Annotated in this window: 16 protein-coding genes, 1 tRNA gene and 1 pseudogene; 9 read left to right on the plus strand and 9 right to left on the minus strand. The window is 53.8% G+C overall.

Annotated elements, in window-relative coordinates; all coding sequences use genetic code 11:
- The 5 genes and pseudogenes from A7D16_RS24140 to A7D16_RS16470 all read right to left on the minus strand — a co-directional run.
- Positions 1-1,063, minus strand: a pseudogene (locus A7D16_RS24140) (peptidoglycan-binding protein); the annotation flags it as partial.
- A complete protein-coding gene (locus tag A7D16_RS21785; protein ID WP_082925824.1) occupies positions 1,060-1,518 on the minus strand; it encodes a hypothetical protein in 459 nt (152 codons plus the stop codon). The pseudogene A7D16_RS24140 and the gene A7D16_RS21785, both read right to left, overlap by 4 nt.
- A gap of 26 nt (positions 1,519-1,544) precedes the next feature.
- Complete coding sequence (locus tag A7D16_RS16460; RefSeq protein ID WP_064634333.1) at positions 1,545-2,006, minus strand: hypothetical protein; 462 nt, start codon at positions 2,004-2,006, stop codon at positions 1,545-1,547.
- A gap of 46 nt (positions 2,007-2,052) precedes the next feature.
- On the minus strand, positions 2,053-3,756 hold the full coding sequence (locus A7D16_RS16465) for a type IV secretory system conjugative DNA transfer family protein (RefSeq protein WP_064634335.1): 1,704 nt from the start codon (positions 3,754-3,756) through the stop codon (positions 2,053-2,055).
- A gap of 162 nt (positions 3,757-3,918) precedes the next feature.
- Positions 3,919-4,260 (minus strand): helix-turn-helix domain-containing protein, encoded by a 342-nt coding sequence (locus A7D16_RS16470; RefSeq protein ID WP_055026769.1) that lies wholly within the window; start codon positions 4,258-4,260, stop codon positions 3,919-3,921.
- 235 nt (positions 4,261-4,495) lie between these two features.
- Between A7D16_RS16470 and A7D16_RS16475 the strand changes: the two genes are divergently transcribed.
- On the plus strand, positions 4,496-4,813 hold the full coding sequence (locus A7D16_RS16475) for a hypothetical protein (RefSeq protein WP_193395476.1): 318 nt from the start codon (positions 4,496-4,498) through the stop codon (positions 4,811-4,813).
- A gap of 48 nt (positions 4,814-4,861) precedes the next feature.
- Positions 4,862-5,254, plus strand: a complete 393-nt coding sequence (locus A7D16_RS16480) for a hypothetical protein (RefSeq protein ID WP_007970012.1) — start codon at positions 4,862-4,864, stop codon at positions 5,252-5,254.
- Positions 5,255-5,479: 225 nt separating this feature from the next.
- Here A7D16_RS16480 and A7D16_RS21790 read toward each other — a convergent pair whose 3' ends face one another.
- Positions 5,480-6,370 (minus strand): MobA/MobL family protein, encoded by an 891-nt coding sequence (locus tag A7D16_RS21790; protein ID WP_082925825.1) that lies wholly within the window; start codon positions 6,368-6,370, stop codon positions 5,480-5,482.
- Between the two features lie 288 nt (positions 6,371-6,658).
- A tRNA-Ile gene (locus A7D16_RS16495) sits at positions 6,659-6,730 on the minus strand.
- A 283-nt stretch (positions 6,731-7,013) separates the two neighbouring features.
- Here A7D16_RS16495 and A7D16_RS16500 point away from each other — a divergent pair.
- From A7D16_RS16500 to A7D16_RS21795, 4 genes are all read left to right on the plus strand, one after another.
- Positions 7,014-7,877, plus strand: coding sequence for an HNH endonuclease (locus A7D16_RS16500; protein WP_239687021.1), 864 nt, complete (start codon positions 7,014-7,016; stop codon positions 7,875-7,877).
- Positions 7,878-7,945: 68 nt separating this feature from the next.
- Positions 7,946-9,031, plus strand: coding sequence for a DUF3800 domain-containing protein (locus A7D16_RS16505; protein WP_017172672.1), 1,086 nt, complete (start codon positions 7,946-7,948; stop codon positions 9,029-9,031).
- Positions 9,032-9,697: 666 nt separating this feature from the next.
- Positions 9,698-10,915: a tyrosine-type recombinase/integrase gene (locus A7D16_RS16510; protein WP_338063631.1), complete on the plus strand. Its 1,218-nt coding sequence runs from the start codon at positions 9,698-9,700 to the stop codon at positions 10,913-10,915.
- A 411-nt stretch (positions 10,916-11,326) separates the two neighbouring features.
- On the plus strand, positions 11,327-12,709 hold the full coding sequence (locus tag A7D16_RS21795) for an integrase (RefSeq protein WP_204377176.1): 1,383 nt from the start codon (positions 11,327-11,329) through the stop codon (positions 12,707-12,709).
- A gap of 219 nt (positions 12,710-12,928) precedes the next feature.
- Here the strand turns inward: A7D16_RS21795 and A7D16_RS23225 are convergent, their stop codons facing one another.
- Positions 12,929-16,957, minus strand: a complete 4,029-nt coding sequence (locus tag A7D16_RS23225) for an NACHT domain-containing protein (RefSeq protein WP_153043179.1) — start codon at positions 16,955-16,957, stop codon at positions 12,929-12,931.
- Between the two features lie 145 nt (positions 16,958-17,102).
- Here A7D16_RS23225 and A7D16_RS23230 point away from each other — a divergent pair, with 145 nt between their 5' ends.
- A complete protein-coding gene (locus tag A7D16_RS23230) occupies positions 17,103-17,378 on the plus strand; it encodes a hypothetical protein (RefSeq protein WP_153043180.1) in 276 nt (91 codons plus the stop codon).
- A 421-nt stretch (positions 17,379-17,799) separates the two neighbouring features.
- Here the strand turns inward: A7D16_RS23230 and A7D16_RS16525 are convergent, their stop codons facing one another.
- Positions 17,800-18,087, minus strand: a complete 288-nt coding sequence (locus A7D16_RS16525) for a hypothetical protein (RefSeq protein ID WP_082925826.1) — start codon at positions 18,085-18,087, stop codon at positions 17,800-17,802.
- A gap of 175 nt (positions 18,088-18,262) precedes the next feature.
- Here A7D16_RS16525 and A7D16_RS24145 point away from each other — a divergent pair, with 175 nt between their 5' ends.
- Positions 18,263-21,511: a tellurite resistance TerB family protein gene (locus tag A7D16_RS24145; protein ID WP_239687022.1), complete on the plus strand. Its 3,249-nt coding sequence runs from the start codon at positions 18,263-18,265 to the stop codon at positions 21,509-21,511.
- Positions 21,508-22,806, plus strand: coding sequence for an ATP-binding protein (locus A7D16_RS16535; RefSeq protein ID WP_064634348.1), 1,299 nt, complete (start codon positions 21,508-21,510; stop codon positions 22,804-22,806). Before A7D16_RS24145 ends, A7D16_RS16535 begins: the two co-directional genes overlap by 4 nt.
- The last annotated feature ends 1 nt before the right edge of the window (position 22,807 follow it).

Below are 22,807 nucleotides of genomic sequence, written 5' to 3' on the forward strand. Positions count from 1 at the left end.
CGGGTCCGGCACCACTTGTGCCAACAACGGCAGCGGCAGCAGCACCTCCCGCCCAGCCGCCCGCGCCTCGGGCAGCAAAGTGCAACGCTTCTGAGCGCGCAGCGGTGAGGTTGTCTTGTGCCAACAGCGTGCCAACACGCCCTCCGGTTTGCGACGCATCGTAGGCGGTAGCGGCAACGCCCAAGCCCGCAAGCCCTGCTGTCATGCCGGCGCGACGCAAGCCTGGGATCTCAGGCTCAGGCGTGGTCTGGATATTGCGTCCCTGCCACTCATCCCAGCGCTGCTGACCCGACTGGGCATGCTCGGTTGGCGGTTTCATGCGCTGACTGAGCGGAAGCGTGCTCTGGTCTAACGCCTTTGAAGTTCCCTCAATGGCCGTTCCACGAAAATACTCTCTGCTGTCGAGCCTCAGAACTTTATTCTCGCGGAGCGCATCATCACTGGCCGGGATGCGCAGCATGCCCTCGTGTTCACGCGCACGGGCCACGATCAGGTCAAAGGCTGCTTGCTGACCGAGCCGATCTTTCACACCGGCCAGTGCTTCACGTGGAAGCCCCTCAATCGATGTGACGTTTGGATTGGCAAGAATGCGAGGCACTTCAATTTCGCCAAAGACACGGCTTGGCTGAGCGTCGCCCACGATGGCATGCACCTCGCCCACGGTTGCATCGGCAAACCGTCCAGACGCATCTGCCCAAGGACCTTGAGTGGGGTGGTAAAGCCACTCCGTAGAGGGACCTCTGTGGGTCCCATCAATCAGTTGATCAACATCGATATCGTAAACGTCGGCCAGCGCGCTATAGAAATCTTTTGACTCCAAAAATTTCGCTGCCTCACTTCCATTGATGACTCTAACGTCTTCGCCCATTTCAACCATCGCGGCGATGACATCTGTTGACCAGATCCCCTTCGCTGCCGGACCGCTATAAAGAACAGTCACACGGCCTGGTGCATTTGCATCTACCTGTGCTGCAAGTGTGCGCAGATCTTCGCCTGAACGATACGCATCCGGTCGCTCCCTCAGTAAAGTAATGGCATCTTCCGCACTTAATGCATTTTTCATATCACACAGCCTTCCGATATCTCAATCTTGGCGTTGTAATCGATATACTTTGAGTGAACCCCTCCAAATCCTTTATGTGCCGTCAGCGCTACACCTAAGTCTTCAATAAATTGTGGTGCATCTGACTTGAGGTGAGCCGGGAGGCCTTTCCCGCCATTGATCCAAATTAACATCCAACGAGACCAGCCGGCCCCTTTCCTTTCTCCTCCACTTTCAAGCATATCAAGTCGCAATGTCAGCAATTCACCGCGCCAATAAAATGTCCACTGTGTTTGATTGCGGATTTCAGGCTCACTCCCCCCACCATGTGCCACATTTCGCAAGTAGATTTCACGCTCACGATCAATGACCCAATCTCTGGCATTGGTTCCTCCAATCAGAAATTTACGGTCAATCGATAAAATATCGTATCTAGCAAAATCATCTGGGGAAATAAACTCGCTTACGAATGCCATGGTGACACCCCTACCTTATGACTGAATTATATTTTAGAAGATAAATTATCACCGACTTCAAAAACGATGTGGTAGTCCGTGTTCCTGGAATGGACGCCAAAATCCTTATATGCAAGCAAGGCTTCTTTGAAGTCAGCTATGAATTGCTCCTTGTCGGCCTTGAGATACTCAGGCAATCCCTCTCCACCATTGATCCGCATCAGTCTCCAATGGGACCAACCGGGCTGACCACGCGCACCTCCACCGTCGACCAAGTCCAATCTCAGCGTTAGAAGCTCTCCATGCCAATAGAAGGAAAATTTCGTCTGGTTTCTGACTTCAATTTCAGTGCCGCCACCGTTTGCGACATTGCGCAAATACATGTCGCGATCACGATCAACTGTCCAGTCTCTCGCATTGGTGCCACCGACCACGAAGTCTCTGTCGATCGCTTCTAGGTCGTATTTGACAACATCTGGCTCAGGAATAAATTCATTTACAAATGGCATCTTCGTTTCCCGGCAATGGCTTGGAATTTTTCGTCAAGCGCTAGTTTCATGAGCCCGAGACGGCGGCAGATAGCTTCTTCACTTCGGCTTTTGGTAGCAGACGTTTAGTGAAGTAGGCATCTTCGTAATACTTGATCTTCTCGCAGAGCACCGGGCTTGGGATGCCTTCGTAAAGGAAGACCTCCTTGTCAAAGCCCATGGCCTTCAACTCCTGCGGCAGCATCAATGCGCGGCGTTGCTCAGTTTCGGAGTAGGACACGCTGCTTTGCTTGCCACTGGTTTGCGACTTGTTCTTCTTGCGCACCGTGGTGTAGCCGAGCATGTCCGAATAGTCGTTGGCGTCTTGCTGCTCGCGCGGGGCATAGACGATTTGCAAGGCATGGTTGGTGATGATCGTGCGCGAGACATCCTTGCCATAGGTCGCGTCCAGCTGCGCCATGCTCTGGATGATCGGCAGCAAGCGGATGTTGTAGCCGGCCATGTAGCTCACCGCGCTTGCGATGATGTCGACCCGGCCGATGGATGTGAATTCGTCCATCAGCAGCAAGCACTGGTGTTTGAGCGCCGAGTTGTTCTGCGGCAACTCTTTGGTGTTGAGGTTGATGAGCTGGCTGAAAAGCAGGTTGATCAACAGGCGGCTTTCGGCCAGCTTGTTTGGCTGGATGCCGATGTAGATGCTCATCTTCTTCTTGCGCACATCGGTCAGCAAGAAGTCGTTGTCGCTGGTTGATGCATCCAGGATTGGATTGATGAACTGGTTGAGCGGCTCTTTGAACGTGCCCATGATCGAGGCGAAGGTCTCTTCGGCTTGCGAGAGCAAGTTGTCAAAGGCCATCTTGGCATCGCGGCCCAGGAAGTCGCGCTGCGAGAGCTTTTTGAGGTAGCCCTTCAAGTCGCTCCCATCCCCAGACGACACGCGATAGAGCATCCCAAGGGTTGGGAACATCCAGGTGTCTTTTGGATGCTTACGCTTGATCTGATCGTCAAGGCTATCGAACAGATAGAGCGTAAACGCCATGAAGGCGTTGCGCGCTTGGCTCACCCAGAACTTCTGGGCGTCAGAGCCATCCGGGTAGAGCATCGCCGCGATACTCATCAGGTCAGACACGCGAAAGGCGGGATCGGGCGAGATGTAGCTCAGTGGATTCCAGCGGTGGGTGCGCCCGTCTTCGGCAAAGGGGTTGAACAAAAAGACCTCTTGGCCTTGGCTCTTGCGCCAGCCCGAGGTCAGATCGAAGTTTTCTTGCTTGATGTCCAGGACCACCACCGAGCCTTGGTAGTCGAGCAAATTGGGAATGACGATGCCCACCCCCTTGCCGGAACGCGTGGGCGCGGCCAGGATCACAAACTGTTGCCCAGGTAGGCGCACCAACTTGCCACCGTGCTTGCCAACCACAATGCCGGTTGGCGACGGTTTGAGCATGTCCTTCTTGGCCAGATCACTGCCGGAGGCAAAGCGGGCGTCGCCATGCAAGGCGGCGGCCTTCGGCTTGAACAGCGGGATCAGCAGCGCGATCCAGGCCAGGAGCGGCACGCCGAAGCCGAGGGCGCCAGCCAGCTTGATCTTGCTGGCATAGGGAGCGAACTGCGGAAGGTCGAGCGCTTTGACGTAAGACCGGTAGGTGTCGAAGCTGAGGGGACCGGCCACCTTCAACAGCATCAAGATCAACTGACCCGAAAGGTAGACCCCTGCTGTGAGGGCGAAGAGCAAGAGCGCGGTGGCGACACTGAGCTTGATCTTGCCGGTCATTGAGCGCTGCCTTCCATCGGTGATCCCTGGCTTGTTTGAAAACGACCGTCCGCTCGCAAGATTACAGGATCACACCGCCCGCTCAGATCGGATGGGCATTGGCATCCGTGTAGGAATTGTCTGATCTGCACGCAGGCCAAGACACCAGCAAGGACCCTCTCACTATGCGCCAGAGGGATCGCTGCGCTTGGCTTTGAGCTGCAACTCGGCGACGACCTTTCGCTGCTCCTCGACGGAGAGCTTGGCGAGCGCTTGGATCGCGTCTGCCACCTCATCGGTCTCGGCGAAGAAGGCAGCCAGTGGCATGCCGAGGGCATCGGCCAGGCGCTTGGCGGTGCGCAAGTCGCACTCGTTGACGCCCTTCTCGTAACGATTGATGCGCGTCCTGGCCACCTCAGGTGCCAGTCCAGCGGCAACCCCCAAGGCTTCCTGGGTCAGCTCGGCCTTCTGGCGCGCATGACGGAGGCGGTTGGCAAAGATGAGACGAGCGTCGTCCAGATCCAAAATGTGACCACAAGCATGCAATGTGATGAATGAGCATGAGGTCTCCGACTTGCCTTGTCTGTTACTTTATCAGTAACATGGTTCCGTCAGCCAATCAACTGCGACTGCCAAGCACCAACACCGGTCATTCCTGCCGGTGTGCGGAGGCTTGCAGTCATTGAGCATGCCGGCAATCAGGGCATCCGAACCTGTCGGTCTGGTGGATCCCCAGCGCTCTTCCCTTCCTCTTTTGGAGATGCACATGTCAAAGCGTTGCTTGGCCCTGGTTGGCCTGATGTCGGTCTGTTTGGCCAGCTGCTCTGGTGGTGGCCCTGCTGAGACTGAGCGGGAGCACGCTTTTTTGCAGTTCGTCAAAGCGAACAGCAACGAAGAGGCGCGCATCGAAGACTTCGAGAGCAACCAGTGCACGAAGGCGGAAGGTGCGCCCAGTTACACCTGTGACGTAAGTGCCAATGTTGAAGCCATGGAGCGGGACTTTGGTCATCAAATGGATGGGGTCTACACCTTCACCAAGGTGGGCAGCACTTGGAAGATCACCGGCCGCGTCCAATAGCCATCCGTCGCAATCAACGATGGTCCCATTCTGTTCTCAGGAGTTCACATGACCGTTAGCACGTTTCTCATCTTGCTTGCCCTGGGCACAGCGGTGCTGGTCGCCGTTGCCGTCAATCGGGCTGACCGATTGCGCAACCAGCGGGAGGTCTTTGGTCGGGAATTTGATCGCTCCTATTTTGGGCGACAAGGCGCTTTGGCGATCTCGATTGAGCGGTCGCGGTTGAAGATTCGTGTCGGCAGGACAGTGAAGATCTACCCGTTGATGGATGTCCGCTCTTGGGAGAAGCACTGGCACAACTCAAGGCGGGAAGGAACGATTACGGTCAGCGTTCGAGATGTGGACCATCCAGTCTGGACGATCAAGTTCGGCAGCGAGCGCGAGATGAACCAGTGGTATGAGATCTTGAATCAGGCGATCAATGAGGGCGAGAAGCTCTGACCACTCGTTTTGCGAGCGGCCAGGGGCGGCTTGACGAAGATCCGCTTTGTGCTACGAATCAAGTGCATCAGCCACTTGGATTCTTCGCCATGCCTCCTTCCGCCAGTCAGCAAGCCTTACCTCTGGACCACCCAGAGCATCAACTCCGCCAAGCCCATGTTGAAGGCTGGATCGCCCAACAGCATGCGGCTGGCTTTGGCGTTGACCAGCACATGGCCAACGCCCTCAATGCGTATCTTGAAGGCCGCTTCGATCTTCTTGGTTTGCTGACAGAGCTTCGTCGTCCCTACTTGAACTGAGCCCGCCAGTGGGTGACAGCATGATGGGCATCTGCGCCACCGAAGCCTCATCAACAGAAGTGTCCATGCCTGGCCCTTGGTGCTCTCGCTGGGCCTGCTCCGCCGTGTGGCCGTCCGGCAGGCTCAACAGTCGCCCTTCCTGGCGGTAGCGGGACAGAAGCTGCTCGAAGCTTGCTTGTCCTTGGACAAAGATACCGTTGCCTCGCATCGCTTCTAAGCGTTTCGTCAAGGGCCGATGCTCAACCGATTTGCCAATGCCATCTTGGGCAAGGTGTGCATTGATCCGGTCAGCGATCATGGCACGGATCCACTCAACTTCCTCCTTGCCATTCATGCGCCCGTCTAGCACCCGCGTCTTCTGGGTCAAACCAGAGGCTTCCATGCGCCTGGTTGTCGCAAGCAGATGGGCGTAGAAGTAGCGAGGATCATCTTTAGTCGGACGATGGTGACTGGCTTGCAACGCAAAGCCAAAGCGCTCAATCAGGCGATGAGCGATATCGAGCACCAACTCCCAGCGCTTGGGGTCATCGAGTTCGTGCGGCAGCGCAACCGCGAAGTCGCGGCAGACGGTGCTGTTGCAGCGTCGCTCTGCCGCTTCTGCAGCGGCCCAAAGTGTTTGCGGGTCATCGGCCCACGCCGGCGAACCAAGTGGCGCCAGGCAACGCGACTGGATGATGCCTGCCCTACCCCGATAGTCGTGACGAGCACCTGAAGTGGGATCGGTGAGCAGATAACCACCGCGATATGCCGCTGCGGCAAGCGCCGAATGCCCTTTGGCTCGGCTGTAAGTTTTGATGCGAGTGTGATAGATGGCCATGTGTGTTTCCTGAGTCAGAGTTCATCGGTTCTGACTCAAGATTTCGCAGGGCTCAAGAGCGGAAAGCACTTTTTTTTAAGGCTATCTTTTGCCTCTTATGGAAATCGCTGCCCGCAGTGATCGTCCTGCAATTGAATAGACTATGTGCACTGCAATTCTCAGAAACAGCGCGACCCCCACAAGTGGGGGTCGCTTAGATCCCAAGCTATTCGACAAACTCCTACTGGGCTAGGAGCTGATACAACGCGGCCTACCGATATGCAGACCGTGCCTCTGTCTTATTAGATATGCAAGCGGACGGAATCGAACCGTCGACGCGAGGTGTATCAAGCCTCCGCTCTACCTCTGAGCTACACTTGCAGGGCGGAAAGTTTTGGGCCCTTAATGCCGGTGATACGAACGGCAACCCAAAACCCCTTTCCCCACCGCAACGCTAACACCTTTGCACATCCACGTCAACAGTCGAGACTGACCAATGAGATCACGGCAAAAGCTGGATGCGATCAACCTCAAAAATTAGTCCTAGGCCCATGGAAGGCCCAAGTGAAGATGCCCTATCGCACGAAAACACTTCACGCCCGTACATTTGGGGGCAACAAACGCAAATTTACCCAACGAGTGCAGCGCACTGACAGCGAAAGCCATGACCACTCAAACTGCTTGGTGTCCCTATACCGATAAACATCTCCTCTTGGACCAGACGAGTCCCGAACACATCGTGCCGCTGTCGTTGGGCGGCAGCAATTCTTTCGAAATACCTGTATGCCGCAACTTCAATAGCGGCACTGCGGCTATGATTGACGCCAAGATGGCGAATGAATTTGGGGTGCTCTTTAGGCGCTCTGCATTTGACGCGCGGGGTCACAGCAAGGCTCCACCAACACCGACACTTCGTCACGGTCGATTGGGAGACGGGCGGCCCGTTCAGATCAGGTTCGTCAAAAATGAGGGGGTGCAGGTATTCGACCCACGCCAACGCCGCGTGCTCAAAGAAAAGGAATTAGAAGGGTTGTCATTGACGGGCAAGTTCTCAATAGAGCGCAATACGCGAATGAAATTTATGTGCAAAGCTGCTCTTTCTGCCGGCCACTTCGTCTACGGTGACTATTTTCGAGCGAACTTTGACCACGGATTGCTGCGTACGGTTATGAACCTAAAAAAGGATGAAGACATTGATCCCGATTGCAAACTTCGCCTCTACGACGAGTTTTCCGTGATTGATGAAGAAGACACCGAGCAAACCGCAATCAGTGCGCGCTTTTGTAAAGACACGGCGGGAAGCTGCCTACACTTTCTCCCCGGCGAGAAAAGCGTCGGCATTGTCTTCGGCATCTTGGGACAATGGATTGGAACACTCAACGTGCCAGCTAGAACGGACGGTTTCGATTGGATCGGTGGGCACGATCTTGGTCATGCCGTCTTGCTGGAAGGCGGAACCCTTAGACAACTCTCGTATCGTCAATTGGCACGCGAGCATCTAGCACGGTTCGGCAAAGACAACGCCTAACGATGCCTAGGGACCACCTGACACCTCCATTGCGCCCATTCGACCCCAGCGTTACTTCGAGACAACATATGCGTTTTTACCTTGATGAGAGCGGCCATACGGGCGACACCGTCCACAGCGGCCGCGATTTCGACTTCACAGGCCAGCCTTACTTCGTCTTAGCAGCCGTTGGTGTTCGCGATCAAGCCCAGTTCGAACAAGGAATTTGCGCACTGCGTGAGCGACACCAGCTTGGCGCGGAAGAACTCAAATCATCCGACCTCATTCGACATGATGCCTTTATCTTTGAGCTCGTCGAGTGGCTTTGCGCAATCGACAGCCCTATCCTTGTGGAAGTCGTCGACAAAAGATTTTATGTCTGCGTCTTCCTCGTCATCTCAACGCTCATGCGAAATGACTATAATCACTACGATCCTGTTCAAAGCTATCTTCTAAAAAATCGTGTGGCCGATGCACTATATGAGCACGCCTCCGATAACGTGCTCCAAGCGTTTATTGAGGCTTGCAAATCCCCGAGCGATCACGCTCTGATGACGGTTCTAGGAGGGCTTTATCGAACTTTGATCGTTGAGCCTATTTCAGCGCTATCGGACGAGGAGAATCTTCTCAAAGACATCGCGGTCGAAGCAGGTATCCGCTATCACAGTGCTCGCAAAGATGATGCGGATGCTTTTTTTGAATTCCTACCCAGGCCTGATTTCGGCAAGCGACGTCAGGCGGTTTGGATGCTCCCCAATCAGACGAGCCTTGCCAACATCTATGCGCGCATCAACATGCTATTGGGTAAGAAACTCCAAGGTATTGAGATCCGACATGATGACCAGCAGCAGTATGCAAAGATCCTATTGGAAAGCCTCAAACAAGCTGAGCGCGCAGGCGTGCATAGCAGCCTGCCGTTGACACCAAACTCAGACTTCTTGTTCCTTGAAAAGATCGAGCTTGCATTTGAAAATTCCAAGCAGAGCCTAGGCATTCAAGTGGCCGATTTGATTGCGGGCTCGGTCATGCGCTTTTATCGATCGCGCAGAAATGGCACGAGCATCAGTGAAATCCAAATGCGCACCATCAACAAGATTTTATCTCTCACGACACCCAGCAAGCCGGTTGGCATCAACCAAATGCTCCCGACACCGCATTGCATGATCCCGAGATAGCGATAGCTTAAACGATAACTGTTTGATGGGCTCGCTAGGCATCGACCAACCGCAGTGTTTCCAAGTCCTGTCTTGTACTACTTATGTCTCAAAAGTTGAGACAACTGCTCCGGAGTTTGTCAAAGCAAAAACTTTATAAATCAAATTGCCTAACTGTCTTCTTAAGAGTAATTAGATTAGGCAAAGCCCATTCATTTATCTTGCGTTCATTTTATTTGTGAGAGATATCTCTCACTTTTTGTCTATTTGTTACTTTTAAACACTACAAGCGCATTGATGGTTTCAAACCCATTTATACCACTGCAATCATTGCCCCATATAGCCTGCGGATAAAATATTTTATGAAAGTCAAACTGAAAATACAGCTGTTTTAATGGCGATTAGTGAGATCACCTTAGGCAATCATCGGCACGAAATTGCTGTCCTATTTTGTTATTGACAGAAAATCCCCTCCCCTTATCAAACGTCTACCTCCTCAACATTGGATCGTAGATGCACTTTAAAAACTCTCAACTTCACAAGTATTTGCAGCACCCCAAAGGTCAGTTATTCATCCGAAGCATTCGCATCGGCAAAGTCGAATTCACTGACATGGTCGTTCAAGACCGAGCCGGCGCGCTTCACCTTCAGGACCTGGTCCAAGCGACCTATGACCATCATGAAAAGCTGCGACGGCTTCGCCGATCCGGAACTCGCTATCCGGAACCCCTACCCCTTGCCACTCCGGCGCGGCTCCTTTCTGAAGAGGTCGACGACTTCCTCAAAGACAAGGAGCGGCAGAACCTTCGCACCACCACGATCGATGCGTATCGTCGGACGCTTGCCATCCTTCAACGCGTGAGCGGCAACACCTCCGTTGCTCGGATCGACCACACGCACATCTACCAGATGTGGGATCTGCTGCGATGGGCGCCCGAAGACTTCATGACCAACCACAAGCATCAGGGGTTGAGCGTTGAAGCCTTGATCGCGAAGGGTCAACGTCAAGCACGAGCGCAGCCGGCCAACGCCACCTTGGAACTGCATCGGCGCTTCCTCGCGTCCTTCTTCAATACCCTGGTCAAGGCCCGTGCCATCCCGCACTCGCCCATGGATGCGTTCAAGCCCGCCAGGGAAGAACTACTGGCTGACCAGGACGAGCCCGAGCGACTGCTCTCACCAGAAGAAATCCAGAAGATCTTCAACCCCGAGACCTTCCTGCCCTGGGCCAAGAAGTATCCTCACCGTTGGTGGTGCCCGCTCATTGCCCTTTACACAGGCGCCCGGATCAATGAGATCGCCCAGCTCAAAGTGGCTGACATCGTGCAAGACCAAGGCGTGTGGTGCTTCTCGATCCAGAAGACCGTGGACGAAGACCTGGCGCAAAGCGCTGGCAAGCGCAGCCGTCAAAGCCTGAAAGGCAAGAGTGCTATTCGCAAGGTGCCGATCCACCCAACCCTCATCCAGGCGGGCTTCCTCGACTTCCTGGCCGACATCAAGGCGTCTGGCCACCCCCGCCTCTTCCCCAACCTGTCGGCTGGCACCTGCCGCAAGACCGGTGAGCCAAACGGGCGCTACAGCCAGGGCTTCGTCAACCAGTTTGCTGCTTACTTGAAGGGCTTAGGTTTCGGAAAAGGGATCGGATCGCATGCGTTCCGACACACGCTTGCAACGGAGCTTGATGCCAAGGGCGTGCGGGTTGAGCATATTGCCTTGATCACCGGCCATGCGCTCAACAAGAAGGCTCCCGTTCTGCAGGACAACTATGTCCACAAGTCAGCCGTAACCGCCCGGAAAATCCAAGTTGAAGCGCTCGGCCACTATCAGCCGGCTGTGAAGCTGCCGGGCTATGTGCGCGGGCAGTTCAAGGAGCGGTTGAGGAAGGGGGCGAGGATGTATCCGTAACTCATCAACATGATGGTTGGACTGGACAGCTAATGCCCTCCACAGCCTAGGAACTCACTGCAGTAGAGTATGCTACTCGAACAAATAAAAAGCCCTGCTTTGCAGGGCTTTTCGAGAACTGGGGGCTTGAGCCGCTTGGTTAAAGCACTTAGAGTGCATTTTCCGCCCGGGTCGCGCCCCGCTTAGATGATTGGCGTAAAACTGTGCCGAATTAGGATCTTAGGCCGAATGCTTAGCTCTGTCAACCCCAACGACAACATGGCGGCAGTCCGCCTTTTGGATTTCTTCGCTTCTCATGTGCCGTGGCATCGATCCCTCTGGGGGGTGGGAACCATCTTAGCAATGGAGGAACTCCACGAAGGTTGCGCAATGCTTCGCCAGGGACATCTAAGCGAAGGTTCAATCAAACGAATGAGTTCAACGCTTATAAAACGGGTGGGCACCGATCTGGCCTTCCGTATAGAAGAAAAACAATTTTTACAGCAGCAGATCACCCAAATCCCCAGAGCCGATGGGGCAGCCCATCACGGATTGAAGCAGCTTGCCAAAAGGGTGTCCTCTGATTACCTGGATCGCTGGGCTCGTATAGTCGCAACCGGCACCTATCCTATGGAATTGTTTGCTAGGAGCGTTGCTGCACACCTGCTAGATGCAGGATTTTCCGAGCAGCATCTCCACGACTTGGTGAAAAGCCATCTAAATTCTACCCCTGCTATTAGTCTGGCTGAACTTTGCGAGGCTCTACAGGCCGAACTAGTCCAACAACCAAGGCGTGAGTTCGAGGTGCTCGTAGCATTCAGTAAAGCACCTGAGTTTCCAAATGGTGTGCCAGCCGAATGGTTGCAAGCGACAGCTATACCTCAATGGCTAACTGCGAATGGTTTTGCTACTTCTGGTGTTCGTGCGCAGGTCGCAACTTTACTCACCGTTCACGCGAGGGATTACCTTGGCGCTGCAAAAGCGGCCTGGGACGAACATGAAAGGCATGCTGCTCGCGCCTTGCTCTCCACAGGTAAGCCGCTAAGTGTTGTCCCCACACTGTGGGTTAAAGGTGCTAGGCAGCCATCGCTCAAGAAGGAGGCCTTTCGTGGGGTAAGTGTCAAAGAGCTTTTCCGTGGAGATCGTATTTTTTCCAATGACGCCAATCAAAGCGTTGATGCAGCTTTAGAACTACTGGCACATTTAGAGGGTGGTTCAGCGCCCGCAGCGATTGCGGGTGGGTGGGCCGCCATCGAAGGATTACTTGCGGATCCCAGTGATCGAGCAAGCGCAGCCGACAATTTGGCCACTCTAGTGGCATGCTCGCTTCCCCGTGCTGAATTGACAGCGCTCGCACACCGCGCGATTAAAGATCACCCGATTGACTGCGCCCAATTAATTCAAATACAAAACAATCGAGAGCGCTCACGCCAATTAGCCCAAATGATTATAGACGATTCACTTCCGCTAATGGCCGGACTAAGTGATCAAGCGGCAGTAAAACGATTAAAGAATTTGCTTATAAACCCACACCGGGAGCTTGGAATTGTCAAAGATTCTATCGCTGACTCATTTCACCGCCTTTATCGTCAGCGCAATCTGATCTTACATGGAGGGAGACTAGATAGTGTCGCACTTACTGCAAGCCTTCGGACTGTGGCAAAACTCGCAGGGGCAGGAATGGATAGGATTACCCACGGTCATTACGTTCAGGGATTAAGCCCGCTTGAACTAGTAGCAAGGGCGAATCTTTCATTAGCTCTTGCTAATATCAACCAACCGACAGATTGTGTTGACTTACTAGAATACGCCTAGCTTAAGGCTTGACTAGTGATGTAAAAAGTTTCGGCCAATCCCTAACCGACGCCAAGGAGCTGACAATGGAGGTGCTAATGCCTTGCTCGCCGCCAGGCACTGACAAAGCTGTGAGCGGGCACATGCAATACCGCACTGTCTAAACTTGCACATAGCTTTGTATGTGCCGGACTACTGACGGTTGGAGTTCGGCACTTGGTAGCGCCTTTATGATTCTACTCACTCCACGCCAGGACCAGACACGTCTATCACCACGACATTGATCCTTTTTGCAACAGAACTTGGCAGCACTCCTTGCAGCATGCGCTGCATCTCAGCAGCAGACTGCGGCCGACCCTTTCCATTAGGCGGACTTGGGATCTTAGGTCCGCGCTTCTCCCCATACCAAAACACCAAGTAGATACCTAAACCACCAGCCTCGGGATCAGGAGTGTATAACCGATCAAGCTGTCCGATCGCCGCAGTCCAGACCTCTGCGTGGAAATCACGTTTGATCTCAATGACCGCCTTAATATTGCGACCCAAGATCACGATGTCGGCTCGCTTATCAGCACTCATATGCCCTTCGGGCTCTGCGCGAAGCTCATGAGGAGATAAGCGATGACGAAGCATGGCGAGCAACGCGTCCCTGGCTTGATCTTCGGTCTTTGGCCGATCAAGACGATTTGCGCTATCGGTGTTCCAGAAGAACTTATAGGGATCTTCGTTACTATGACTAATGTGTCGCTGCGCATCGGCTAAGTGGTCAAGAACCACGGCAACCATATCCTGATGCGAGTGTGGCGCTCGATTGGCCAACGCTTCTTGTGCGACCTCCCAACTCGGTGCAACATGCGAAGCATCCACGCTTGCTGTCAGCTGATTGGCTTTATGGTGCAAGACCAAGTCGCGGTAGCTCTCCAACTCCGAGCTCTGCACCAACCTAGCCATGACCACACGCGCTTGATGACTCGTCAGCGAAGCGATCTGCGCGATCATGGACTGGATATGCATCGAGGCATCCCAAGGATTGCGCGTTCCCATTGAGCCGCCAACCGGGTGAGCAGTCTGCGGATACCGTGAAGCCGCCCAGGTCACGGCAAACTCAAGCTGGCTCAATGTATACGACCAGACCTTATGCGATCCGAAGCCCGCTTCCACGCCTTCTTCCAGGATCTCCCAGATTGCCACGTCAAGTTGCTCGGATGGCAAACTACTTAAAATAGGCTGATAGACAATAGGGTCATTGGTGAAACCAAACCAAAGCCAAACTCCCAGGCATTTAATCTCATTTGGACTCAGTGATGACTTGACTTGAAGTGAGTTGACCGTTTCCAAAGCAAGCGACCTGATTGCATGCCACACGCCATCTTCCTGTATCCACAGCAATATTTGAGTGAGCACATCGGCTTTGGGCAGCGGATAGCTGTGCAAAATCCGGACTAAGCCCCGCCCTCGATGATTGCCTACAAGCGTCGGATGGCCAAGCGCCATCAAGCAGTGAGGATGGAGACTATGCTGAGCTAGCTCGTTGGCCAAAAAGGCTAGGTAGGTATCAGACGCCAAGGCTGGCTTGGCCTCAATTACTTCATCAACCCATACGTGACGCCACTGATCTACTGAGGATTTTGTATGCACATACACAGGGAAAATCGCTTCAATCAGCAGTGCCGATCCTAGCAAAGGTTCCGGAAGCTCATTAATTTCCCTGCCTTGTTCGCAATAGATGTCGAGTGCCGCGAGCAAGGCAGTCCAAGGCGTTGACCGTTTCTCACGGTAATCGGCAATCAATTGAGAAAGCTCTGGCGGTGCAACCCTTGTCAAGAGAGCCTCAAATCCTCTGAGAACACAGGCCGAGCCCTGCTCTCCTAGCGCCCATTCCAATCGCAATCGAGGAGATGAAGGTGCTGCTGCGCTCTGTGGACGATCGTGCCAAAAATAGATCTCCGTAGCCTCTTCAAGTAAGCCTAAGTCCGAAGCACTACTGACCGCCGCAGCATTCTGCTCAAAATTCGCCTGAATGCTCACTCGCCAAGCTTCGGTTTGTCTTGCCTCTTCTTGTTCATATTGAGAAACGAAATCAGGCGTCTGGTTCAGTTGCGCTCGCCACGCTTTTTGAACCTCACCCAATAAAGGATCCAGCTCTGCCAACGCAGACAAATTGGTGGTATGCACATTTTTCACATCACCGAGCCGAAAAGACTCACTTAACGCAGCTCGGTAGATTAAGGATCGTCGTTCGCCAGACGTAGCATGGACTGCTTGAAGCATTGCTTCAAGCGTGTCTCCTATATCTACCCAAGACCTTATCAGATGGATGAAACGAAACCAGGAATTCTCATCATTCCTGGAGAAATCAGCGTACACCAATGCTGCGCGAAGCGTTTTCCGTCCCAAATCGGGAGATTCCTTGAACGCTTTGGCTAGCGATCCGTCTTGACTGTGGTGTTGAGCGCGGCGTAGATAGCACTTGAGCCAGTCATAGGATTGCTGTGGATTTTTGCTAACTGGCAACGCGATTGCGAGAAGCCGTTCATAAAGCCGCGATGCTTCACGCGGCCCACGTCGGCTTGCGAAGATTGATGAATTAGGAACTGCACGAATTTGAATTTTCTGCAAAATCTCATTTGCCATTGGAGGATCAACGTGATCCAACAACCCAATCGTAATTCCGATTGGAAGTTGCTCTTCACAAGACTCAAGATCATCCCAAAACGCGATGAAATCATCAGCGTCGAGTCCATCTCCAAGATGAGCATGAAGACAAGCACTACGTAGCCGCAGGTCATCTTCAGAACTACCTAATTGAGAATAGGCGGTAAGCAAAGCGTGTCGCGAAGCATCGTCGCCTTCATGAAGCACTTCCATTGCTACAACTCGCAATGCGTAATGCGCCTTCACATCCCCCACGAGTGCTTTGAGGATTACCGTGAAGCCTGGCAATATCCGGGCGCCTTTTTGCAGCGACAGCACAAATAGGCGCAAAGACAAGCTGCTTTCCGATGACGTAAACAAGCACTGGTATTGCTGTGCTAGAACAGGATCAGCTAACGCTTTGGCGGTATCTGGCAAATGGCGGCGAGACAAGAACCAAGGGTCTTGCTTGCTGTGGCCAGCCAGCGCGTCGACTAGTCTCAGCCGATTGGCTGACGACCAGTTAGATAGATCTCCATAGAGCAGCACACCAACCGGGTCATAATCGATCAAAGGCGTCGGGTCAGCTACGAGGGTGACCAGCCAAGCAAACAAGCCACGAAGCGCGGTAGGCGGGCGCTCCTCAATTCCAAGCAAGGCAAGCACGCGCCCCAACGAAAATCCCGACGAAAGCTGTCCAATGAGGTAGCGTGCTGCAAGAAACTCAGCAATTGTGCGATGAGTATAGTCCAACCTTCCTTGGACGATTGAAACGAAGGCTCGCCGACTCAATGCCGCGTGAAGCTGGGCTCTGGGCGCTAAATCGATTTCCCTGTAGCAAGCGATGCTTTCGTCATCGGAGCTCGCAGCAAGTGAGAAACCTTGGCAATTTGATAGCAAGCGTAACGCACACAAAGCTCCTGCTGAACTGAGAAGCTCTTTGGCCGTGAACAGACCCGGCCAAGAATCTTTTTCAGCATGAATAAGGTTTTTCTCATCAAGTAACAGCAACACTGCGCGATCAAAGAGTTCCGTCTGGCTTAATGGCCAATTTCCTCGCCGGACCACCTTGGCGAGCAGCAGCAGGGTATGAGGGTTTTCCAGCAAGGGGCCGAGTTGTCGCCGAATGGCTTCTTCAACAAAGCGCTCAGCATCGTCATAGCAGCTGCTTGCAAGCACGCTCATCTGCTCGCTTTTTGTGAGAGCAAGAAGCTGAACTACAGTGGCCGCGCCTGACTTGTTGAAGTAAGGCCGCAACGCCGCCAGGTCAGTCTGATCTAGCCAGTCCGCTACACGGCAGGACAGGCGCATTCCTACCGGTCGGATTTTTGCTAGTTTTCGCGTCAGCTGGTCGACGGTGGATTGGTCGGATCGACCTGAGCGCGTTTCATCGAGCGCATCGATCCAAAGAATCTGATCCGGGGGAACTTCGTCAGATGGCGTGTTGAGGAAGTCTCTAACAGTGAAATAGCATCCGCCCTCTTTGGCGGAAGAAGCCTTGAATAGCGAACTTTTTCCAGAGCCTGGATCGCCTAAGACAACGAGATTTTGAACGCTTGCATGAGCGCTAAACAGGGTCACTTCACTTCCCCGCTCAGGGGAAGGATCAATTTGTAGAACTTGACGATCCAACATCATTCTTTCTTATTCACAGTTGATGCGGGTGGAGCTGAAGCTAAGCTTGGATGATCATCAGCGCGCTGGCAAATACAAGCCAAGGCATTGACAGGATAAAAATTTCCGTTAGTCCTAAGCCATCGTTCTCACTCCACTCCTATCCATGACCATCGAAGAATTTTGGAACCGCGCATTCTTGGCCTCTTTAACTAGACTTTCGCCGGAACAAGCCAAGCTTGATGCCGATCAAGCGACAACGCTGTGCATTGAGCACTGGCAATCCAACATTTATAACTACTCCGCTATGAACTTCCCTCGCGTGCAGGATGTGGATATCGCTAACGTCCGCTGGCCTACTGAAGCAGGTCAACGCATCCCCGGCGCATTTGGGCTTGTAGCAAGCACTTCCAAATGCAGTTCCCACGACAATATTAAATAGCCAAAAAAAAATTACAAACTAAAAATAGTATATTTCATAACTATTAGCAGCACATTCCGTGCAATGCTATCGAGCTAGGAAGACTCAAAGTTCTTTGCCACTACTTGTGCCGCAGCGTATGTCGCCGCGCGTCCAATGACCACAGCAGGAGACGAGCTACTGTATACAACGTAGTCAGAATCTTCTTGTAGATGCTCCCAGCCTAAGGGACAGGGAATGACAGATCCTTTCGGCGGCACAATTATGGCTGGCGCGCTTTTTACATACCCAGTCGGTGGAAATCCACTTCCACCCTTAATAACCATTGCCCGTCCTCGTTAAAAATATTTTCTTCTTACCTTGGCTACAACATGTGAGCATTTAATCCGTCATAGCAAAGCAGCTCGCCAAATAAAAATTTGCCATTTCTCCGAAAATTTCGCTATCGGATAATTACAAAAATCTCACCATGCAAATTCTGCACTTGATCAGTGAGGTCGGCCAGATACCTTTCATTCGAGGGAATTTCGTATTCCGAAGGATTGGACTCAATATCAATTAAAAGATCATTCAATCGAGCCTCAATAAGAATAAGCTCCTTCTTATAATTCTCACGAATATATTCTTTGAATAAATAGTCAACCTCACTAACCCCTCCAGTAATTTTTTCTTTAGCAACGCTGCGTTGCAGCTTCGGCTCTCCATTCCTCAAGAGAGGCTCGAATTTCATCGAGATCGACCATCATATTTTCTTTCTCTCAGCCATGGACATAGTTATGTTTTAGCATATATGTTGCCACCACCTTCGCATACTCATTTTTTAGCTAGCGCTCAAGCTGACTCATACCCGTTAGGTACGATGTGAGGTTAACATCCACTAAGAAATGAAAGAGTCAGGGAGCCACATGGCGCAGCGCAGGAAGAAGCAAGGCTCAGGCCTCGCCGTGATCGTGATCGCCTTGGCGATCATCGCGATGGTGCCGCGACAGGTATGGATTGCCCTCGTCATTACTGTTGTGGTCGCTTTCGGGATTTATCTCTTCGTGAAGTGGCAGGCTCAGAAGAAGCCTCGTGCCCCGATTGTGCATGAGCCCACCCTAGCGGAACTCACTGGGTTGATGCCAGCTCCAAGCAGGCGTCATGGCTCTGCAACCCCTGCTCCCGCAAGCGCCAATCGGAAGATCCTGTCTTCCATGCTAGAGACCGCTAAACAGCCGATTGCTTCATCGCCTTCGCAGAGCAACCTGCTTGCCAGCGAGCGAGTTGCGGAACCAACTGCAGCGTTGAACCGATCAGCCCCCCCTTCTCCCCAGGTGGCGCCGCCACAGAACCCAGCTCTGGCTGCAACCGACCGGCCGGGGAACTTGGGGACCGCGATGGCGCACATTGCCGAGCACGGCCCGACGACGCCAGTAGCACCGCCGACTCCTGCCACTCCCGGGCAGGCGGAAACGTCTCCGATCATTCTGTCAGGCACACGTGCCGCACTTGAACCGAGCGCTACCGGAAATTTACAAGATCGTCCCGTCTCTCGGCAGCCCAACGGCAATTTGCTTGAAGCAATGCGCGCTGTGGCTGAGCAACCATCAATCAGTCGGCAAGCGAACTCTGCCATTGATGCCGCGTCAGAAGCTCCGCGCATTATCGTGCCCACCCCGAGCCGCCCGCGCCCCACTGCCTCGCCTAGTCCAAGCGATCTGGGAGTAACCGCAACACCTGACGTCCACAACATTGCCTCTGCACCTACGGAAACCACGTCATCGCCGCAGCAACCGAAGAGCAATCTTCTCGACGCCATGCGTGCGGTCGCCGCTAAAGCATCCATGCCTGGGCAGGCTCAAGCTTTTGCCGACGCCAATCTTGAAGATCAACGCGCGATCGCACCGATCGCAAGCCAGCCAAGCCCATCTGCAGAAAGAATTGAGGCGATCCAGACTCTGACACCTGCTGTGCCGCCTACTCCTGCTCCTGCTCTGCAGCGCGAGGCAAATGGGCCATCGACCCCACCACCGTTGCCTGAGGCCTCCCGCACAGAAGCACCCAGGACCATGGACGAGCTTCATCGCACCAGCATCGCCGGCAGTGCTCCCGCCAAAGAATTCTCTGTGCCCAAGCCTCCTGAGGGTTGGGAGAAGACACGCTGGGTGCGGCCGGGCGAGATCATCGAAATTCGTGGGGTAAAAATCTCGGGCGGACTGTTCTACTCGGGGGTCAAGCTCGCCACACCAAGAGGTGGAAATGAACCCAGCTTGGTCAATGGCGTTCTCGCCGTTGCACCCACTGGCAACTACCGCGAGCCGGTCGGCTACCAGGAAAACTACGCTGACCTATCTGCAACCGAGCGCCGCGCCTACATCAATTGGCTCGCTTCTGATCGATCCGATCCCGAATGCAACTACCGATACGTGATGTTGTTCTTGTATGGCATTGAACGCCGGGTCTTGATCGATGGAGCCGAAGAGCCAGAGTCAAAGCAGGGTTGGCCAGCCATCAAAGCAGCACTGCGACAGCTAGAAGCTGCCTACGGAAAGATCTACACCGTTATCCGATTCCAGATCAACAGCTTGCTGGACTGGATGGAACTCGATGACGTTGGGGAAAAGCTTTACACCAAACCGCTTCCCCGCTTTCAGCGCACCCATGAGCTTCCGTTTTATCTACGCCTAGCGTTGGGTCAATGCTCATTGGATCGCGTCCCGATTCCGGCACAACTGGCCCTTTCTTGGGCGCGCCTGAGTCCCGAAATCCCGCTCAGAACTGCAACAACGCGCTGCGCCGAAGAATTCGATCAGCTCTTCGTTGACCGCTACCGGGAGCTTTTTGTTGCAGGGTTGGTCTTACCCAAGAACCGCACCAAGCTTAAATTTTCGAAACAAACCTTTTCCCCGGCCTTTTATGGCAACAGCTTCAAGCCCAAGACATTTGGCGAGACACCTGATGTCACCGCGCTCACCGCGCCCATCAAGAAGCTCAACGAAATCGTCCAGCAATGCACGGATGAACTTGGCCCGCTCAGTCGCTTGCTCAACAAGAACCCCGAGGCTCGAACTACGCTAGAAGGACTGCTACATCTGCCGACCAGCATTTGGCCTGCCCCGCGCAAAGCAGCGCTCCAATTGCTGGTGGACGAGGTTCAAGGCCGTGCGATCACCCTGCCCCTGACTCAGCTTGCCGATCGCTTTGGCAATGGTGCTGCGCCGCTCAACCGAGAAAAGATCCGTGATCTTGCCAGGACGCTTGAAGCAGCTCACATCGGCATGGAGCCCAACGTGCTCGAAGGCGCGAGGGCACCTGGCGATGCAGATCCTGTGGTCCTCTTTGCGTTGTTGCCCGGCCAAACCCATCAAGCCCAAAGCAGCGCGTATCAAATCGCACTGTTGACCTTGCAACTTGCTTCCACCGTTGCACAGGCCGATGGCGATTTCAGTGCACACGAAATCGAACATCTTGGCCGAGAGATTGATGCATGGAGTCACCTCAGTCCCGCCGACCACAAGCGCCTTCGTGCGCATCTTGTGTGGCTGAGCCTAGCGCCCATCACCCTGGCCTCGCTCAAGAAAAAGCTTGACCCGTTGGATCAAACCACCAAGGAAACAATCGCCGCCTCAATGGCAAGCCTTGCGCAAAGTGACGGCACCGTCTCGCCAGACGAAATGCGCTTCTTGGAGAAGGTTTACAAGACACTCGGCGTGGAGACCAAGCGCGTCTTTACCGATGTCCATGCCGTGAGCGCGGGAAGAAGCACCGCCAAGATAGAGCCAGCCAAGCAGTTTCGCCTGGATCCCAAACGCATTGCTGAACTCCAACACGATACCGCCAAAGTTTCCGCCCTCTTGGCTGGCATCTTTACCGAGGATGTGCCTGAGCCCATCATTGAGCCCCCAGCACTGCTGCTCCCCAGTCAAGAAGCTGCTTCTACTCCTGGTCTGTTGGGCTTGGATGAAGCACACAGCGCACTGCTGCGCCTCATGCTCTCCCGACCCAGTTGGACGCGCTCCGAACTCGAAGATGGCGCTTCGGATCTAGAACTGATGCTCGATGGCGCACTTGAACACATCAATGATGCATCGTTTGATGCTTATGACATCCCATTCTCTGAAGGAGACGATCCGGTGGAGATCAACCCTGAGTTCATCGAGAAAATAGAGCAATGAGCAACCCTATTCGTGCCAAGGATCGTGATGCGGTCATCCAGTCATTGCGTGCAGGTGTCGTGCCTCGCGTGGGGCAGCACCTGATCCAGGTGGGGCGCATTCGAGAGGTCGAAACGCTGGTCAGCGACATTGATCGCTTGGCCGATGGCGGCTCCTCGTTCCGACTGGTCGTTGGCGAATACGGTGCCGGCAAGACCTTTTTCCTCAACCTGGTGCGCGCTATTGCGATGGAGCGCAAGCTCGTCGTGGCAAGCGCGGACCTCAATCCCGATCGGCGTTTGCATGCATCTGGTGGCCAGGCGCGCTCTCTCTATGCAGAACTCATGCGCAACTTGGCCACGCGCACCAAGCCTGATGGTGGCGCGCTGCCAGGGGTCGTTGAGAAATTCATCGCAACCGCCAAGACCGAAGCCAAAGCAAAGGATGTTCCCACTGAGCAAATCATCCGCGCCAAGCTTGAACAGCTGACGGAACTCGTTAACGGCTATGACTTCGCTGACGTCATTGCGGCCTACTGCAAGGGCTTTGAAGAAAGCAACGAGCAACTCAAATCCGATGCTATCCGCTGGCTGCGTGGCGAGTTCTCCACCAAGACCGATGCCAAAGCTGCGCTTGGTGTGCGCTCGATTGTCGATGACGCCTCGGTCTACGATCAGCTCAAACTAATGGGGCGCTTTGTGCGCCTGGCCGGCTTTAGCGGGCTTCTGGTTTGCCTGGACGAGCTCGTTAATCTCTATAAGCTTGCTAATGCCCAAGCGCGCAACTCGAACTACGAGCAGATCTTGCGCATGCTCAATGACTCCTTCCAAGGCACTGCGGTCGGTCTTGGCTTCGTGCTGGGTGGCACGCCGGAATTCCTGATGGATCCCCGTCGCGGCGTTTACAGCTACCAAGCCCTCCAAAGCCGCTTGGCCCAAAACACCTTTGCCAAAGAAGGGCTGGTCGACTTCTCTGGACCTGTCGTGCGCCTTTCGAGCCTCACTGCGGAAGACTTCTATGTGCTTTTGACCAAGATCCGCCACGTTTACGCCGGTGGTGATACGGATAAGTATTTGCTGCCTGACGAAGCGATCCAGCAATTCATGGAGCACTGCGCCAATCGGATTGGTGACAGCTTCTTCCGCACGCCTCGCACCACGATTACTGCGTTCATCAATCTCTTGGCGGTCTTGGAGCAAAATCCCGGCACGGCTTGGCAAACCTTGATCGGGGAGGTCGAAGTCAAGGAAGACCATGGCGGCGACGAAGATCTAACGGTCCAAGCGGACGACGAACTGGCTTCGTTCAAGCTCTGAT

Source organism: Xanthomonas nasturtii, from assembly GCF_001660815.1.
Lineage (GTDB): Bacteria > Pseudomonadota > Gammaproteobacteria > Xanthomonadales > Xanthomonadaceae > Xanthomonas > Xanthomonas nasturtii.